This window comes from Streptomyces sp. NPDC001536 (genome assembly GCF_042894505.1).
Taxonomy (GTDB): Bacteria; Actinomycetota; Actinomycetes; order Streptomycetales; family Streptomycetaceae; genus Streptomyces.
Map to the genome: position 1 here is coordinate 811,323 of NZ_JBIAVQ010000001.1, position 17,666 is coordinate 828,988.

Annotated in this window: 13 protein-coding genes; 8 read left to right on the forward strand and 5 right to left on the reverse strand. The window is 69.9% G+C overall.

What is annotated here, in order from left to right; all coding sequences use genetic code 11:
- Positions 1-32: 32 nt before the first annotated feature.
- Both ACFY0U_RS03680 and ACFY0U_RS03685 read left to right on the forward strand, forming a co-directional pair.
- The gene (locus tag ACFY0U_RS03680) at positions 33-233 is read left to right on the forward strand and encodes an AlpA family transcriptional regulator (protein WP_046262470.1); all 201 of its coding nucleotides are present in this window, start codon (positions 33-35) and stop codon (positions 231-233) included.
- Between the two features lie 153 nt (positions 234-386).
- Entirely contained in the window at positions 387-953 is a 567-nt protein-coding gene (locus ACFY0U_RS03685) for a GNAT family N-acetyltransferase (protein WP_388629599.1), read from the forward strand.
- Here ACFY0U_RS03685 and ACFY0U_RS03690 read toward each other — a convergent pair.
- Positions 934-1,977, reverse strand: coding sequence for a zinc-dependent alcohol dehydrogenase family protein (locus ACFY0U_RS03690; RefSeq protein ID WP_388629601.1), 1,044 nt, complete (start codon positions 1,975-1,977; stop codon positions 934-936). The two genes, ACFY0U_RS03685 and ACFY0U_RS03690, sit on opposite strands and share 20 nt — an antisense overlap.
- The gene (locus ACFY0U_RS03695) at positions 1,946-4,195 is read right to left on the reverse strand and encodes an MMPL family transporter (RefSeq protein ID WP_388629603.1); all 2,250 of its coding nucleotides are present in this window, start codon (positions 4,193-4,195) and stop codon (positions 1,946-1,948) included. Before ACFY0U_RS03695 ends, ACFY0U_RS03690 begins: the two co-directional genes overlap by 32 nt.
- A gap of 145 nt (positions 4,196-4,340) precedes the next feature.
- Between ACFY0U_RS03695 and ACFY0U_RS03700 the strand changes: the two genes are divergently transcribed.
- The 3 genes from ACFY0U_RS03700 to ACFY0U_RS03710 all read left to right on the forward strand — a co-directional run bounded on the left by ACFY0U_RS03700 (position 4,341) and on the right by ACFY0U_RS03710 (position 7,878).
- The gene (locus ACFY0U_RS03700; RefSeq protein WP_388629605.1) at positions 4,341-5,006 is read left to right on the forward strand and encodes a TetR/AcrR family transcriptional regulator; all 666 of its coding nucleotides are present in this window, start codon (positions 4,341-4,343) and stop codon (positions 5,004-5,006) included.
- A 290-nt stretch (positions 5,007-5,296) separates the two neighbouring features.
- Positions 5,297-5,536: a heavy-metal-associated domain-containing protein gene (locus tag ACFY0U_RS03705; protein WP_388629608.1), complete on the forward strand. Its 240-nt coding sequence runs from the start codon at positions 5,297-5,299 to the stop codon at positions 5,534-5,536.
- A gap of 122 nt (positions 5,537-5,658) precedes the next feature.
- Positions 5,659-7,878 carry a heavy metal translocating P-type ATPase gene (locus ACFY0U_RS03710; protein ID WP_388629611.1) on the forward strand — a complete coding sequence of 740 codons (2,220 nt, stop codon included), beginning with the start codon at positions 5,659-5,661 and terminating at the stop codon, positions 7,876-7,878.
- Between the two features lie 838 nt (positions 7,879-8,716).
- On the opposite strand, the gene ACFY0U_RS03715 is transcribed toward ACFY0U_RS03710, so the two are convergent.
- The 3 genes from ACFY0U_RS03715 to ACFY0U_RS03725 all read right to left on the reverse strand — a co-directional run bounded on the left by ACFY0U_RS03715 (position 8,717) and on the right by ACFY0U_RS03725 (position 12,926).
- The gene (locus tag ACFY0U_RS03715; RefSeq protein WP_266826777.1) at positions 8,717-10,006 is read right to left on the reverse strand and encodes a citrate synthase; all 1,290 of its coding nucleotides are present in this window, start codon (positions 10,004-10,006) and stop codon (positions 8,717-8,719) included.
- Between the two features lie 233 nt (positions 10,007-10,239).
- Positions 10,240-12,507 carry an ATP-dependent RecD-like DNA helicase gene (locus tag ACFY0U_RS03720; RefSeq protein ID WP_388629614.1) on the reverse strand — a complete coding sequence of 756 codons (2,268 nt, stop codon included), beginning with the start codon at positions 12,505-12,507 and terminating at the stop codon, positions 10,240-10,242.
- Between the two features lie 53 nt (positions 12,508-12,560).
- Positions 12,561-12,926 carry a hypothetical protein gene (locus ACFY0U_RS03725; RefSeq protein WP_388629617.1) on the reverse strand — a complete coding sequence of 122 codons (366 nt, stop codon included), beginning with the start codon at positions 12,924-12,926 and terminating at the stop codon, positions 12,561-12,563.
- Positions 12,927-13,123: 197 nt separating this feature from the next.
- Here ACFY0U_RS03725 and ACFY0U_RS03730 point away from each other — a divergent pair, with 197 nt between their 5' ends.
- Genes ACFY0U_RS03730 through ACFY0U_RS03740 form a run of 3 tightly spaced genes read left to right on the forward strand, consistent with a single transcriptional unit; the run spans position 13,124 to position 17,623 of the window.
- Positions 13,124-14,161, forward strand: a complete 1,038-nt coding sequence (locus ACFY0U_RS03730) for a LacI family DNA-binding transcriptional regulator (RefSeq protein ID WP_388629619.1) — start codon at positions 13,124-13,126, stop codon at positions 14,159-14,161.
- A complete protein-coding gene (locus ACFY0U_RS03735) occupies positions 14,158-15,681 on the forward strand; it encodes a sugar ABC transporter ATP-binding protein (RefSeq protein ID WP_388629622.1) in 1,524 nt (507 codons plus the stop codon). Before ACFY0U_RS03730 ends, ACFY0U_RS03735 begins: the two co-directional genes overlap by 4 nt.
- The gene (locus tag ACFY0U_RS03740; protein ID WP_388629625.1) at positions 15,671-17,623 is read left to right on the forward strand and encodes a substrate-binding domain-containing protein; all 1,953 of its coding nucleotides are present in this window, start codon (positions 15,671-15,673) and stop codon (positions 17,621-17,623) included. Before ACFY0U_RS03735 ends, ACFY0U_RS03740 begins: the two co-directional genes overlap by 11 nt.
- Positions 17,624-17,666 lie beyond the last annotated feature (43 nt).

Below are 17,666 nucleotides of genomic sequence, written 5' to 3' on the forward strand. Positions count from 1 at the left end.
GCCGCCGCGGTGCGCGCGGGGAGGTGCAATTCATGACCGACCGAAGGCTCTGGTCGTACAAGGAGATCGCGGCGCACATCCGGGTGCAGCCGGACACCGTGCGGTCGTACCGCAAGCACGGGCTGCTGCCGCCGCCCGACCATGTCGAGGGCGGCAAGCCCTTCTGGTACGCGGACACCGTCCGCAAGTGGGTCGCCGCGCGCCCGGGCAACCGTGGGCGCAGAGAGGATTGAGACACCTCCCGTCGTGTCCAGGGGTGCCTGCGCACGGCTCGCAGGCACCCTTTTCCGTGCTCGCGGCACCGGGCGACCCCGCGTCGGCGGCCCCGCGTCGGCCGCTGCGAAAATCGCGGGCCGGAAGCAGGTCGCCTCTGCCACAGTCGCCCCATGAGCGACTTCTCTGTCAAACCCGTCCTCACCGGCGAGAAGACCGTGCTGCGTCCCTTCACGGAGGCGGACGCGGAGGGCATGTGGGAGATCATCGGCGACGCGGAGGTCACCCACTTCACGGGCGACCCGCCCGGCGAACTCACCCCGGAGCGGCTGCGCGACTGGTACGGCTCCCGCAGCGCCCAGCCCGACCGCCTCGACCTCGCCGTCACCGACCCCGCCACCGGTGAACTCGTCGGCGAGGTCGTGCTCTACGAGTGGGACCCCAAGGCCCGCAGCTGCACTTTCCGCACCCTGATCGGCCCCCGGGGACGCGGCCGGGGCATCGGCACGGAGGCGACCCGGCTCGTCGTCGGGTACGGCTTCGAGCAACTCGGGCTGCACCGGATCCAGTTGGAGGCCTACGCCTTCAACCACCGGGCCCTGCGCGTCTACGAGAAGGTCGGGTTCGTGCGGGAAGGCCTGCGGCGGGAGACCGAGTTCAAGCACGGCGCATGGGTCGACGAAGTCGTCATGGGTCTCCTCGACCGCGACTGGGCCGCCCTCACCGCCACGGCTCGATGACCGTCACCCCCGCCCCCGGTGTCGTGCCCATCGCGGCCAGCGCGGCGGGGGTCGCGTCCAGGTCGATCGAGGACGTCACCAGCAGATCGGGCCGCAGCACGCCCGCCCGGACCAGCTCCAGCATCAGCGGGTAGGTGTGCGCGGCCATGCCGTGGCTGCCGAGGAGTTCGAGCTCCAGGGCGATCGCGCGGGCCATCGGAACCGGGGTCGTGCCGGTGGCCGAGGGGAGCAGGCCGACCTGGACGTGCCGCCCTCGCCGGCGCAGCGAGTCGACCGAGGCCGCGCAGGTGACCGGCGAGCCGAGGGCGTCCAGGGAGAGGTGCGCACCGCCGCCGGTCAGCTCGCGGATCGCCTCCGCCGTGTCCCCGGCCTTCGACGCGTCCACGCACTCCGCCGCGCCGAACTTCCGTGCCAGGTCGAGCGCCTGCGGGGACACGTCCACCGCCACCACCCTCGCCCCCGACGCCGCCGCGATCATCACCGCCGACAGGCCCACCCCGCCGCAGCCGTGCACCGCGACCCACTCCCCCGCGGCGACCCTTCCCTGCTGCACGACCGCGCGGAACGCCGTGGCGAAACGGCAGCCCAGCGCTGCCGCGGTGGCGTAGGAGAGGTCGTCGGGGATCGCCACGAGGTTCACGTCGGCGTGGTCCAGGGCCACGTACTGGGCGAACGAACCCCAGTGGGTGAAGCCGGGCTGGGTCTGGCGCTCGCAGATCTGGTGGTCGCCCGCGGCACAGGTCGCGCAGGTGCCGCAGGCGCAGACGAAGGGGACGGTGACGCGGGCGCCGGGGTGCCATCCCGTGACTCGGGCGCCGACTGCCTCGATCACACCGGCGAGTTCGTGGCCGGGTACGTGGGGGAGGGTGATGTCCGGGTCGTGGCCCTGCCAGCCGTGCCAGTCGCTTCGGCAGAGGCCGGTGGCTTCGACTCGTACGACGACGCCGTGCGTGGGAGGTGTGGGGTCGGGGACCTCGCGTACCTCTGCCGGGTCACCGTATTGCTCGAATACCACCGCTCGCATCTGCCATCCCATCGCCGTTTCGGTCTGCGGGTACATCGTGGCTGGTCGCGCAGTTCCCCGCGCCCCCAGGTGGGTTCTCGCCCCCTTCACTCACGCCGAACCGGTCGTGGAACCTTCGCAACGGACCCGGTGCCCACCACGTCGCCCGTCCCGTCAGCTTCATCACCGCCGGGACCAGCAGGCTCCGCACGATCATCGCGTCCATCACCACCGCCAGCGCAATCCCCAAACCCAGCATCTTCGTGTTGGTCACCCTCGACGTGCCGATCGCCACCATCACCACCGCCAGGATCACCGCCGCCGCCGTGATCAGCCCGCCGGTGCGCTGGAGGCCGTGGCGGACCGCCTCGTTGTGGTCGCCTGTCGTGTCGTACTCCTCCTTGATGCGGGAGAGGAGGAAGACGCCGTAGTCCATGGAGAGGCCGAAGGCCACGCAGAACATCAGGACCGGGAGGGTCGTCTCGATCGAGCCGGGGCTGGTGAAGCCCAGCGGGCCGGAGAGGTGGCCGTCCTGGAAGACCCAGACCACCGCGCCGAACATGGCCGTCAGACTGAGCGCGTTGAGCACCACCGCCTGGATCGGTATCAGCGCGCTGCCGGTCAGGAGGAAGACCAGGAGCAGGGTGACGATCGCTATGAAGGCGGCCGCCCAGGGCAGTTGCTCGGCTATCGCGTCCTTGGAGTCGACCAGGACGGCCGCGGTACCGGTCACCTTGGTGTCGAAGGGGGCGTCCGTGGAGCGTAGTTCGCCCACGAGGCGCTGAGCCGCGTCATCGACCGCCTCGCCCTTCGGCTGGACGGTGAAGTACGCCGCGTCGCCCTTCACCAGGGGGCCGTCGACCCGCAGCACGTCGGGGAGTGCGGCGATCCGCTCCTTGTAGGCGGCGTACTGGGCCTCGCCCGCCCGGCCCCGCGCCAGGACTTCCAGACCGCCGCCGGGGCTGCCCGGGAAGCCGTCCCTGATGTGCTGCTGCACGACATGGGACTCGGCGGTCGAGGGCAGCTGGCGGTCGTCGGCGGTGCCGAACTTCACGCCCAGGAAGGGGAGTCCGAGCAGGACGAGGACCGCGGTGGTGCCGAGGGCGAAGAAGGGGGCCCGGCGCATCACGAGCGTCGCCGCGCGGGCCCAGGCGGTGCCTTCCTTGGCGGGCCGCTCGCGGCGGAACAGGCGCCGCAGGTCCCAGGCGTTGACCCGCTCTCCCAGCAGGACGAGGGCCGCCGGGAGCAGGATCAGCGCGGCGGCCGCGGCCAGCAGGACGACCGCGATGCCGGCGTAGGCGAAGGAGCGCAGGAAGTACTGCGGGAAGAGCAGCATCGCCGCCAGGGAGACCGCGACCGTGAGGGCCGAGAAGAGGACGGTGCGGCCGGCGGTGCGCAGGGTGGTGCCGACCGCTGCCGACGGGTCGGCGCCGGCGGACAGTTCCTCGCGGAAGCGGCGGACGATGAACAGGGCGTAGTCGATGGCCAGGCCGAGGCCCAGGGCCGTGGTCAGGTTCATCGCGAAGACCGAGACGTCGGTGAACTCGGTCAGGCCGCGCAGCACCGCGTTGGTGCCCAGGATCGCCACGATGCCGATGCCGAGGGGCAGGAGAGCGGCGACCGCGCTGCCGAAGACCATCACCAGCAGGACGAGCGTCACCGGCAGGGCGATCAGCTCGGCCCGGGTGAGGTCCTCCTGGATGATCGTCTGCATCTCGTGCCGCACGGCGACGGGGCCGCCGATCGTCACCTCCACCGGGCCGTGCGCGCCCCGGAAGGTGGGCGCGAGGCGGTCCAGGGTCTCCCCCATCGCCTTCTCGTCGCCCGTGATGCGGGCGGCGATCAGCGCCTCATGGCCGTCCTTCGCGCGCAGGGCCGGGGCATCGGTGGCCCAGTAGGAGCCGACGCCCGTCACGCCCTTCTCGCCCGCCAGCCGCTCCGTCAGGCGCCTGGCCTCGGCCGCGACCGCCGGGTCGTCCACCGTGGCGCTCCCCGCGTCGACCAGGAGCAGGAGGTTGGGCTGGGAGCCCGGGAACTCGCGCTCCAGCGCCTTGGTCGCGTACGTGGACTCGGCGTCCGGGTCCTCCCAGCCGCCGGCGCCCATCCGATCGGCGACCCCGCTGCCGGCCAGGACGGCGAGCACGGTGAGCACGAGGGCCGCGAGCAGCGACAACCGAGGTCGGGCGGTCACGAACTTGGTCCAGCCTCCGGTGCGCGGCGGCTTGTTGACTTCGGTCATCGTGCGGTGTCCCCTTCACCAGGCAGCATGGATCTGCCGTTGCCTTGCCATAGACTTGGCAAACACGAGAGATCGCTCGCGTTTCTCCAGAATGCGAGCGACCGCTCGTGTTTGTCAATCCTGTTCGGAGAGTTGGGGATGACGCGTGCCCGCGAACGAGGAGAAGGACCAGCCGCGCCGCCGCCAGGCCCGCGGTGAGCGCCGTATCGCACAGCTGCTCGAAGCCGCGGCCTCCGTCTTCTGCGCGACCGGCTACACGGCCGCCAGCACCAACGCCATCGCCCGCGAGGCGGGCGTCTCACCGGGCACGCTCTACCAGTTCTTCCCGAACAAAGAGGCGATCGCCGTCGAGCTCGGCGGCCGGCTCATGCACGAGATGCAGGAGACCTACGGCGAGGCGCTCGCGCCCGTCGACCCGGCGACCCCGCTGGAGCAGGCGGTCGGAACCGTCGTCGACCGGTTCATCGACTTCAACTGCCAGCACCCGGTGTTCTTCGCGCTGATGCACGGCCCCGACATCCCCGGCCGGATCGCCGAACAGCACGACGCCCTGCACGCGACCCTCGTCGCCCGCATCGAGAACCTGCTCCGCTCGTTCGCACCCGAGGCGCCCCCGGCCACGATCACCCGTGTCGCACACATGGCACTGGGGATGTACATGGCGGGCCTGGAACTCGTCCTCGCCCACGAGGGCGCCGAACGCGACGCGTACATCCAGGAGCTGAAGAACGCCCTGGTCCGCTATCTCGACCCGCTCGTGGGAGCCGGGCTCGGCCTGCCGGACGGCCTCACCACGACGCCGACCCCCTGACCGTCTCCGCCGACCTTGTTGAACCCGATCCCGTAGGGGCGCGGGCACTTCCACCTCGCCGGGCCTGCCATCGGCACGCACGTCGGCGTCTCGCTGCCGCACGCCCTGTGGGACTCGACACACGGAATCGCGCCGCGGTTGGCGGCACGGCCGGCGAGCACCCGTCTGGACAGGGACCTGTTCGCCGAGGGGCACCTTGCCGCACCGGCGCGGCGGGATCCTTCTTGGATTAATACCCCCTAGGGGTATAGTGTGGCTTACGGACCACATCCCTCGATGAGGAGAACGACATGAGCGCCCAGACCGACACCCAGGGTTCCGTCACCGCCGTCTACAAGGTGAGCGGGATGAGCTGTGGACACTGTGAGGGCTCCGTCTCGGCCGAGATCTCCGAGATCGCGGGCGTGACCTCGGTGAAGGCGGTCGCGTCCACGGGTGAGGTCACCGTGGTGTCCGAGGCCGCGCTCGACGAGGAGGCGGTGCGAGCCGCTGTGGACGAGGCCGGGTTCGAGCTCGTCGGTCGTGCCTGAGAAGGTCGCGACAGAAAGTGCCACGATGGGCCGTTGAGCGACCGCGGCGCCATCGTGGCTTGTCGCGCAGTTCCCCGCGCCCCCAGGCACACCGGTGGGCGGCAGCTCCATGGAGTACGGACATGACCACCACCGACACCCCCATAACGCCGACCACCTCCGACGTCGAGCTCCTGATCGGCGGGATGACCTGCGCCTCCTGCGCGGCCCGGGTGGAGAAGAAGCTCAACCGGATGGACGGGGTCACCGCCACGGTGAACTACGCCACCGAGAAGGCGAAGGTCACCTTCGCCGAGGGCGTCGGGGTGGCCGATCTGATCGCCACGGTGGTGAAGACCGGGTACACAGCGGAGGAACCGGCGCCGCCCCGGGAGGAAGCGGCGGACGAGGACCCGGAGTTGACGTCGCTACGGCAGCGTCTCGTCGTCGCCGCCCTGCTCGCCGTCCCCGTCGTGCTGCTCTCGATGGTCCCGGCCCTTCAGTTCGACAATTGGCAGTGGCTCGCGCTCACCCTGGCCTCCCCCGTCGTCGTCTGGGGCGGGCTGCCCTTCCACCGGGCCGCCTGGACCAACGCCCGGCACGCGGCGGCCACCATGGACACGCTGGTCTCACTGGGCACGCTGGCCGCGTTCGGCTGGTCGCTGTGGGCGCTGTTCTTCGGTGACGCGGGTATGGCGGGCATGAAGGACGAGTTCGCGTTCACCGTCTCCCGCGCGGACGGCGCCTCGACCATCTATCTCGAAGTGGCCGCCGGGGTCACCGTGTTCATCCTGCTCGGCCGCTATCTGGAGGCCCGTTCCAAGCGGCGCGCGGGGGCGGCGCTGCGGGCACTCATGGAGCTGGGCGCCAAGGACGTGGCCGTGCTGCGGGACGGGCGCGAGGTGCGGATCCCGGTGGGCCGGCTGGCGGTCGGGGACCGGTTCGTCGTACGGCCCGGGGAGAAGGTCGCCACCGACGGCACCGTCGTCGAGGGGGCCTCCGCGGTGGACGCGTCGATGCTCACCGGGGAATCGGTGCCGGTGGACGTGGGCCCGGGCGATGCCGTCGCCGGCGCCACGGTCAATGCCGGAGGGCGGCTCGTCGTGGCCGCCACGCGCGTGGGCGCCGACACGCAGCTCGCGCGGATGGCGAGGCTCGTCGAGGAGGCGCAGAACGGCAAGGCGGAGGTGCAGCGGCTCGCCGACCGGATCTCCGCCGTGTTCGTACCGGCCGTCATCCTGATCGCCGTCGCCACCTTCGGGGCCTGGCTGGGCCTGACCGGGGACACGGTCGCCGCGTTCACCGCGGCCGTCGCCGTGCTGATCATCGCCTGCCCGTGCGCGCTGGGACTGGCCACGCCGACCGCGCTGATGGTCGGCACGGGGCGTGGGGCGCAGCTGGGCATCCTCATCAAGGGGCCCGAGGTGCTGGAGTCCACGCGCCGGGTCGACACCGTCGTGCTCGACAAGACCGGGACCGTCACCACCGGCCGTATGACCCTTCAGGAGGTGTACGCCGCCGAGGGCACCGACGAGAAGCAGGTGCTGCGGCTCGCGGGCGCCCTGGAGCACGCCTCCGAGCACCCCGTCGCCCGGGCGGTCGCCGCCGGCGCCGAGGAGCGGGTCGGGGCGCTGCCGGAGGTCGAGGAGTTCGAGAACGTGCCGGGGCGGGGCGTGCGCGGGCGCGTGGAGGGCCGTGACGTGGCCGTGGGGCGTCTTTACGACGTCCTGCCGCAGGAGTTGGCCCGGGTCAAGGAAGAGGCCGAGAGCGGCGGCCGTACGGCCGTGGTGGTCGGCTGGGACGGGGCGGCACGGGGTGTCGTGGCCGTCGCGGACGCGGTGAAGGAGACCAGCGCCGAGGCGGTGCGGGAGCTGCGGGCGCTGGGGCTCACGCCGGTGCTGCTGACCGGGGACAACCGGACGGTGGCGGAGGCGGTGGCCGGGCAGGTCGGGATCGAGCGGGTCGTCGCCGAGGTGCTGCCCGAGGACAAGGTCTCCGTCGTACGGCAGTTGCAGGGCGAGGGGCGGGTCGTTGCCATGGTCGGGGACGGGGTCAACGACGCGGCCGCGCTCGCCACGGCGGATCTGGGGCTCGCCATGGGGACGGGGACGGACGCGGCGATCGAGGCGAGTGATCTGACGCTGGTGCGCGGGGATCTTCGGGTGGCCGCGGATGCCATTCGGCTGTCGCGGCGGACGCTGGCCACGATCAAGGGCAATCTCGTGTGGGCGTTCGGATACAACGTGGCGGCGCTGCCGTTGGCCGCCGCGGGGCTTCTGAATCCGATGATCGCCGGTGCCGCGATGGCGTTCTCCTCGGTCTTCGTCGTGACGAACAGCCTGCGTCTGCGCGCATTCCGTTGAGGGACCCCTCTGGAGTCCGGCGCGCCACTCACATAAGCTCTTCACAAGGCTCGCGCATCATCCTTACGCTTGGGCCTCGATCGACGTATCGGGCCTCTTGCGTATCTAACGGACATATGCAAGAGACGCAGATCACAGTGATGTGAAGGTAACCATCGAAGGGGTTCGAAGGTCTAAGTTGACGATGTCAGGCCGCGTCTTGGGGGGCGCATCCTGGCATCTGGGGATGTCTTGGGGGACTTCCTCAGAGATGCGTTGCCGGGGCACGTACTTCGGGAAGCTTTGAGCGGCCCTCCCGACCGTGTCCCGGCAGATCGCACACAGGAGTAGTACGGCGAGTTTTGCTCGTTCTGCTCAATGGCAGTACCTGGCAACACCTGGCAGTACCGAAAGACAGCGAATTCAGGCGCTGGTCTCTCAGACGCCCGGCCGGATCCCGTGGGGGGAATCCGCACCGGGACATGGGAAGGCGCCCTGGTCGTCGGCCCGTGGGGGGACTGGCGCCGGGGCGCCTTCTCCCATCTGCGCTCATATACGCACACCGGACACACGAAGGCCCCGCACACCCTCAGGTGTACGGGGCCCTGCGATGTCACCTCTCCAGCGACGGGGCACCCACCGAAGCGGCGCCCCCACCGGCAGGTGTCAGCGCTCCTCGACGGGAACGAAGTCGCGCTCGACCACGCCGGTGGCAGCGTCTACCCGGGGGACAACCCCCGGACCCCCGGCCGCAGCCCTCGCGCACCGCAGGCCGACAGGCCCGGGCGATGACCGTGGAGCCGAGAGATACGCCACCGGCGGCGGGGCACCCATCAAGCGGCGCCCCCACCGGCAGGTGTCAGCGCTCCTCGACGGGAACGAAGTCGCGCTCGACCACGCCGGTGTAGATCTGGCGGGGGCGGCCGATGCGGGAGCCGGGCTCCTTGATCATCTCGTGCCACTGGGCGATCCAGCCGGGGAGGCGGCCGAGGGCGAAGAGGACCGTGAACATCTCGGTCGGGAAGCCCATGGCGCGGTAGATCAGGCCGGTGTAGAAGTCGACGTTCGGGTAGAGGCTGCGCGAGACGAAGTAGTCGTCGGAGAGCGCGTGCTCCTCCAGCTTCAGGGCGATGTCCAGCAGCTCGTCGGACTTGCCCAGCGCGGAGAGAACGTCGTGGGCCGCGGCCTTGATGATCTTGGCGCGCGGGTCGAAGTTCTTGTACACCCGGTGGCCGAAGCCCATCAGGCGGACGCCGTCCTCCTTGTTCTTCACCTTGCGGATGAAGGAGTCGACATCGCCGCCGGAGGCCTGGATGCCCTCGAGCATCTCCAGGACGGACTGGTTGGCGCCACCGTGCAGCGGGCCCCACAGCGCGGAGATGCCTGCGGAGATCGACGCGAACATGTTCGCCTGCGAGGACCCGACGAGGCGGACCGTCGACGTCGAACAGTTCTGCTCGTGGTCGGCGTGCAGGATGAGGAGCTTGTCCAGGGCCGAGACGACGACCGGGTCGAGCTCGTACTCCTGCGCCGGGACGGAGAAGGTCATCCGCAGGAAGTTCTCGACGTAACCGAGGTCGTTGCGCGGGTAGACGAACGGGTGACCGATCGACTTCTTGTACGCGTACGCCGCGATCGTCGGAAGCTTGGCGAGCAGGCGGATCGTCGAGAGGTTGCGCTGGTTCTCGTCGAAGGGGTTGTGGCTGTCCTGGTAGAAGGTGGACAGCGCGGAGACGACCGAGGACAGCATCGCCATCGGGTGGGCGTCGCGCGGGAAGCCACGGTAGAAGTTCTTGACGTCCTCGTGCAGCAGGGTGTGCTGCGTGATCTCGTTCTTGAACGAGGTGAGCTCGTCGACGGTCGGCAGCTCGCCGTTGATCAGCAGGTAGGCGACCTCCAGGAACGTGGAGCGCTCGGCCAGCTGCTCGATCGGGTAGCCGCGGTAGCGGAGGATGCCCGCCTCGCCGTCGAGGTAGGTGACGGCGGATTTATAGGCCGCGGTGTTCCCGTAGCCACTGTCCAGTGTCACCAGACCGGTCTGGGCGCGGAGCTTGCCGATGTCGAAGCCCTTGTCGCCGACGGTGCTGTCGATCACCGGGTAGGTGTACTCGCCGTCGCCGTACCGCAGTACTACAGAGTTGTCGCTCACGTCTTCCCTCACCCGACGTTGTGCCTCATCTTCGAGGTTGCCCTGACTGTCTCTACCATCCCCCATTTGGCGCAGGAGAGTGCACTCGGGGTCGGCCATTGGGCTAATTGGCGGCACTCAGTGCCGCCAGCTTGCCCATCCTGCCCCTCCTCGCCCGGTTCCGGAAGAGCTCTGTGACCTTCGTGACTCATTTGATCGATCATTTTTCACGATGGGTGGCCCGGCACCCCACCTCACTCCCGGAGGGGGCCCGGTGAGAGGCGGAAGTCGAGGGCCGTGCACCGCCGCCCGGCCGACACCGTGCGCACCGCCTGACCGATCGCCTTGCGCGAACCGACGAGGACGACCAGCTTCTTGGCCCGGGTGACCGCTGTGTAGAGCAGATTCCGTTGAAGCATCATCCATGCTCCCGTGGTGACGGGGATCACCACGGCGGGATATTCACTGCCCTGGGAGCGGTGAATGGTCACCGCGTACGCGTGGGCCAGTTCGTCCAGTTCATCGAACTCGTACGGGACCTCCTCATCCTCGTCCGTCAGCACCGTGAGCCGCTGGTCGACCGGGTCGAGCGAGGTGACGACGCCCACGGTGCCGTTGAAGACTCCGGTCTCGCCCTTCTCGTAATTGTTGCGAATCTGGGTGACCTTGTCGCCGACGCGGAAGACCCTCCCGCCGAACCGCTTCTCCGCCAGATCGGGGCGACCGGGCGTGATGGCCTGCTGCAACAGGCCGTTGAGGTTCCCGGCCCCGGCGGGGCCCCGGTGCATGGGGGCGAGGACCTGGACGTCGCGGCGCGGGTCGAGTCCGAACTTGGCCGGAATTCGCCGGGCCGCCACGTCGACGGTGAGCCGGCCCGCCTCCTCCGTGTCGTCCTCGACGAAGAGGAAGAAGTCCTTCATGCCGTCGGTGACGGGGTGCTGCCCGGAGTTGATCCGGTGGGCGTTGGTGACCACACCGGACTGCTGGGCCTGACGGAACACGCGCGTGAGGCGTACGGCGGGGATGGGGCTGCCGTCGGCGAGCAGATCGCGCAGGACCTCGCCGGCGCCGACGCTGGGGAGCTGGTCGACGTCCCCGACGAAGAGGAGGTGCGCGCCAGGAGGGACCGCCTTGACCAGCTTGTTGGCGAGCAGCAGGTCCAGCATGGACGCCTCGTCCACCACCACCAGGTCCGCCTGGAGGGGGCGGTCCTTGTCGTACGCCGCGTCCCCGCCCGGCTTCAGCTCCAGGAGGCGGTGGACGGTGGAGGCCTCGGCGCCGGTGAGTTCGGCGAGGCGCTTGGCGGCACGGCCCGTGGGGGCGGCGAGGACGACCCTGGCCTTCCTGGCGCGGGCCAGCTCCACGATCGAGCGGACCGTGAAGGACTTGCCGCAGCCCGGGCCGCCGGTGAGGACGGCGACCTTCTTGGTGAGCGCCAGTTTGACGGCGGCCTCCTGCTCGGGGGCGAGGTCGGCGCCGGTACGGCCCTTGAGCCAGCCGAGCGCCTTGTCCCAGGCCACGTCGTGGAAGCCCGGCATGCGGTCCTCGTCGGTACGCAGGAGGCGCAGCAGCTGGGCGGCGAGGGAGAGTTCGGCACGGTGGAAGGGAACGAGGTAGATCGCGGTGACGGGCTCCCCGTGCTCGCCCGGCACCTTTTCCCGTACGACGCCGGGGTCGCCGGTGTCCTCGTCGGGCTGGGCCAGTTCGGCGAGGCACTCAATGACGAGGCCGGTGTCGACCTGGAGGAGCTTCACCGCGTCGGCGATCAGCCTCTCCTCGGGGAGATAGCAGTTGCCCTGGTCGGTGGCCTGCGAAAGGGCGTACTGGAGGCCCGCCTTGACGCGCTCCGGGCTGTCGTGCGGGATGCCGACGGACTGGGCGATCTTGTCGGCGGTGAGGAAGCCGATGCCCCAGACGTCGGAGGCGAGGCGGTAGGGCTGGTTCTTGACGACGGAGATGGAGGCGTCGCCGTACTTCTTGTAGATGCGGACCGCGATCGACGTCGACACCTCGACGGTCTGGAGGAAGAGCATGACCTCCTTGATCGCCTTCTGTTCCTCCCAGGCGTCGGCGATCTTCTTGGTCCGCTTCGGGCCGAGCCCCGGGACCTCGATGAGCCGCTTGGGCTCCTCCTCGATGATCTGGAGGGTGTCCAGGCCGAAGTGCTGGGTGATGCGGTCGGCGAAGACGGGCCCGATGCCCTTGACGAGGCCCGAGCCGAGGTAGCGGCGGATGCCCTGGACGGTGGCCGGCAGGACCGTCGTGTAGTTCTCGACGGTGAACTGCTTGCCGTACTGGGGGTGTGAGCCCCACCGCCCCTCCATCCGGAGGGACTCACCGACCTGGGCGCCGAGCAGCGCGCCGACGACGGTGAGGAGGTCGCCGCCGCCCCTGCCGGTGTCGACGCGGGCGACCGTGTAGCCGTTCTCCTCGTTGGCGTACGTGATCCGCTCCAGGACGCCTTCGAGGACGGCGAGTCGTCGTTCGCCGGTCGGTGCGGAATTCGCCGCCTGTTGGGACATGATCCGACGGTACCGGTCGGCACTGACAGGGCGGCGGGACTACGGGTCAGCCCTTACCCCGCCTGGGACTTGACGTGGTCGATGACCTTCTCGAAGTCCTCCGTCGGGGAGAACTCCACGAACTCGCTCTCCTCCAGCGCCTCCGGGACATGCCCAGGCCCCCAGTAGTACGCCTGACCCGCCTCGTAGACCTCCGAGCCGGTGGCCGTGCGCATGCGGATCTTGCCCTTGAGGAGGTAGCCCCAGTGCGGGCACTGGCAGGCGTCGTCGGGCAGGCCCTTGAGGGCCGGGCCCATGTCGGTGCCCTGGGGGAGGTGGATGTAGCCCACCGACATACCGCCGCCGATGGGCATCATGCGCAGTTCGACCCCGTCGCCTTCCATCGCTACGGGGACGTCATCGCGGGTTGCCGACGTCATGACTCCTCCAAGGCCTCGGTGAAACCACTCCTTACCTCCAGCGTGACACCGTCACAGCCCGCACAGCGCTCATCTGAGCGCCGTTCATCACGATCAGATCTCGGGATGTCGGCAGGGTCTTGATTAACCTCCGTGTAATCGATTCCAATCCTCTACACACATCGATGTAATCGATTCCACGAGGAGGTGGAGCGGCGATGGCGAGCATCAAGGACGTCGCTGCCGAGGCGGGGGTATCCGTCGCCACGGTGTCGCGCGTCCTGAACGACCATCCGTCGGTCAGCGAGGACGCACGCACCCGTGTGCTGGCCGCCGTCGAGGCGCTGGGCTACCGCCCGAACGCCGTCGCCCGTTCCCTGCGCACCGATCAGACCCGCACCCTCGGCCTGGTCATCAGCGACGTGATGAACCCGTACTTCACCGAGCTGGCCCGCTCCGTCGAGGAGGAGGCCCGCGCGCTGGGGTACAGCGTCATCATCGGCAACGCCGACGAACGGCCCGACCTCCAGGACCACCACGTACGGACCCTGCTGGACCGCCGTATCGACGGCCTCCTCGTCTCCCCCACCGACGGCGGCTCCCCGCTGATGCTGGACGCCGCGCGCGGCGGGACGCCGATGGTCTTCGTGGACCGGTGGATCCCGGGCGTGGACGTGCCGGTGGTGCGATCCGACGGGCGGGACGCCGTGCGTGATCTCGTCGCGCATCTGCACGCGCTCGGACACCGGCGGCTCGCCATCATCGCGGGACCCGCGGCCACCACCACCGGCCGTGAGCGCGTGGAGGCCTTCAGGGAGGCGCTCCAGGCCCACGGTCTCGAACTCCCCGACGCCTACATAGGGCAGGGCGACTTCCAGGCCGAGAGCGGGCGCCGGGTCACCGAGGGCTTCCTCGACCTTCCCGAGCCGCCCGAGGTCGTGTTCGCGGCCGACAACCTGATGGCGCTCGGCGCCCTGGACGCCGTACGCGCGCGTGGGCTGCGGATTCCGCAGGACATCGCGCTCGCCGCGTTCGACGACATCCCGTGGTTCGTGCACACCGATCCGCCGATCACCGCGGTCGCCCAGCCCACGGGCGAGCTGGGCCGCGCCGCCGTGCGCGCGCTCGTCGACCGCATCGAGGGACGGCCCCCGCAGTCCGTCACCCTCCCCGCCCGTCTCGTCGTACGCCGCTCGTGCGGCGAGCAGCCGGCTTCCCCCGAGTCGGCACCCGCACAGAACAGGAGCCAGTCGTGAGCAACCAGGACGAGTTGCTGCGCATCGAGGGCATCAGGAAGACCTTCCCCGGCGTGGTCGCGCTCGACGGCGTCGACTTCGATCTGCGCCGCGGCGAGGTGCACGTCCTCCTCGGTGAGAACGGCGCGGGCAAGAGCACCCTCATCAAGATGCTCTCCGGCGCCTACACGCCCGATGGCGGGCGGATCCTGGCCGGCGGCGAGGAGGTGCGCATCCATGGTGCGCAGGACTCCGAGCGCCTCGGGATCGCCACCATCTACCAGGAGTTCAACCTCGTTCCCGACCTCACCGTCGCCGAGAACATCTTCCTGGGCCGCCAGCCGCGCCGCCTCGGCATGATCGACCGGAAGAGGATGGAGGCCGACGCCGAGGTGCTGCTGAAGCGCGTCGGGGTCAGCGTCTCGCCACGCGCGCGTGTCCGCGAACTCGGTATCGCCCGCCTCCAGATGGTCGAGATCGCCAAGGCGCTGAGTCTGAACGCGCGCGTGCTGATCATGGACGAGCCGACCGCCGTGCTCACCTCCGAGGAGGTCGAGAAGCTCTTCGCCATCGTGCGCACGCTGCGCGAGGACGGCGTGGGCATCGTGTTCATCACCCACCATCTCGACGAGATCGCCGCCCTCGGCGACCGGGTCACCGTCATCCGCGACGGCAGGTCCGTCGGGCAGGTGCCCGCCTCCACCCCCGAGGACGAGCTCGTACGCCTCATGGTGGGGCGGTCCATCGAGCAGCAGTACCCGCGGGAAGTGCCCGAGAAGGGTGCCGCGTTGCTGTCCGTCGAGGGGCTCACCCGGGACGGCGTCTTCCACGACGTCTCCTTCGAGGTGCACGCCGGTGAGGTCGTCGGCATCGCCGGGCTCGTCGGGGCCGGTCGTACGGAGGTCGTGCGGGCCGTGTTCGGCGCCGACCCGTACGACAAGGGCACCGTGAAGGTCTCCGGGGCGCACCTGAAGGGCAACGATGTCAACTCCGCCATGGCGGCCGGTATCGGACTCATCCCCGAGGACCGCAAGGGCCAGGGGCTCGTCCTGGACGCGTCCGTGGAGGAGAACCTCGGTCTGGTGACGCTGCGTTCGGCCACGCGCGCGGGGATCGTCGACCTCAAGGGGCAGCGGGAGGCCGCCGCCCGGATCGCCGAGCAGCTGGGCGTACGGATGGCCGGACTCCAGCAGCACGTGAGGACGTTGTCCGGGGGCAACCAGCAGAAGGTCGTCATCGGCAAGTGGCTGCTCGCCGACACCAAGGTGCTGATCCTCGACGAGCCGACGCGCGGGATCGACGTCGGTGCCAAGGTCGAGATCTACCAGCTCATCAACGAACTGACGGCCGCGGGCGCCGCCGTCCTCATGATCTCCAGCGATCTGCCCGAGGTGCTCGGCATGAGCGACCGGGTCCTGGTCATGGCCCAGGGCCGGATCGCCGGTGAGCTTCCCGCGGCGGAGGCCACCCAGGACGCCGTCATGGCGCTCGCCGTCAGCAACCCCACCACCATCGAAACGGAGACCTCCCGTGGCCACTGACACGCTCAAGAGCACGACGGGCGCGAGTGGCGCCTCGGGGCTTCGCCGCCTCCTGCTCGACAACGGCGCGCTCACCGCGCTCATCGTCCTCGTCATCGCGATGTCGGCACTGTCCGGCGACTTCCTGACGACGGACAACCTGCTCAACGTCGGCGTCCAGGCGGCCGTGACCGCCATCCTCGCCTTCGGTGTGACCTTCGTGATCGTCTCGGCGGGCATCGACCTGTCGGTCGGCTCGGTCGCCGCCCTCTCCGCCACCGTCCTGGCCTGGAGCGCGACCTCGGAGGGCATGCCGGTCTTCCTGGCGGTGCTGCTCGCCGTCGCGACCGGCATAGCGTGCGGCCTGGTCAACGGCTTCCTCATCTCGTACGGGAAACTGCCGCCGTTCATCGCGACGCTCGCCATGCTGTCGGTGGCCCGCGGTCTGTCCCTGGTGATCTCGCAGGGCTCCCCCATCGCCTTCCCCGACTCGGTCTCGCACCTCGGTGACACGCTCGGCGGCTGGCTGCCGGTGCCGGTGCTCGTGATGGTCCTGATGGGGCTCATCACCGCGTTCGTGCTGGGCCGGACGTACATCGGACGCTCGATGTACGCGATCGGCGGCAACGAGGAGGCGGCCCGGCTCTCCGGGCTGCGGGTGAAGAAGCAGAAGCTCGCGATCTACGCCTTCTCCGGACTGTTCGCCGCCGCCGCGGGCATCGTGCTCGCCTCCCGGCTCTCCTCCGCGCAGCCGCAGGCCGCGCAGGGCTACGAGCTGGACGCGATCGCCGCGGTCGTCATCGGCGGTGCCTCGCTGGCCGGTGGTACGGGCAAGGCGTCCGGCACGCTGATCGGCGCGCTGATCCTGGCGGTGCTCAGGAACGGCCTCAACCTCCTTTCCGTGTCCGCCTTCTGGCAGCAGGTCGTCATCGGTGTCGTCATCGCGCTCGCCGTGCTCCTCGACACCGTGCGCCGCAAGGCGGGGGCGACCCCGGTCGCGGCCGGTACCGGTGGCAACAAGGGCAAGCAGGCGGCGACGTACGTGCTCGCGGCCGTGGTCGCGGCGGCGATCGTCGGGGCCACCTCCTTCCTGCACAGCGGCTCCGCGGACGACGCCGGGAAGTCGCGGAAGATCGGGCTGTCGCTGTCGACGCTCAACAACCCGTTCTTCGTGTCGATCCGCGCCGGTGCGCAGGCCGAGGCGAAGAAGCTGGGCGTGGACCTGACCGTCACCGACGCGCAGAACGACGCCTCGCAGCAGGCCAACCAGCTGGAGAACTTCACCAGTTCGGGGCTCGGCACGATCATCGTCAACCCGGTGGACTCCGACGCGGTGACCCCGGCGGCGAAGGGCGTCAACAAGGCGGACATCCCGCTGGTGGCCGTCGACCGCGCGGTCAACAACGCGTCCACCGCGGCCCTCGTCGCCTCCGACAACACCACCGGCGGCAAGCTCGCCGCCAAGGCGCTCGCCGAGAAACTGGGCGGCAAGGGCAGGATCGTGATCCTCCAGGGCCAGGCCGGCACCTCCGCCAGCCGCGAGCGCGGCGCCGGTTTCGCCGAGGGGCTCAAGGCCTACCCGGGTATCGAGGTCGTCGCCAAGCAGCCGGCCGACTGGGACCGCACCAAGGGCCTGGACGTCATGACCAACCTGCTGCAGGCCAACCCCGGCATCTCCGGTGTCTTCGCGGAGAACGACGAGATGGCGCTCGGCGCGATCAAGGCACTGGGTTCCAAGGCCGGAAAGTCCGTCCAGGTCATCGGTTTCGACGGAACCGACGACGGTCTCAAGGCCGTCAAGGCAGGCACGCTGTACGCGTCCGTGGCGCAGCAGCCGTCCGAACTCGGCAGGATCGCCGTGCAGAACGCGGTGAAGGCCGCCGAGGGTGAGAAGGTCGCGAAGTCGGTGATGGTGCCGGTGAAGGTGGTCACGAAGGAGAACGTGGCCGGCTTCACGGGCTGAGACCGCAAGGCGGGTGGGTCGTCCTGACGGGGGCCCGCCCGCC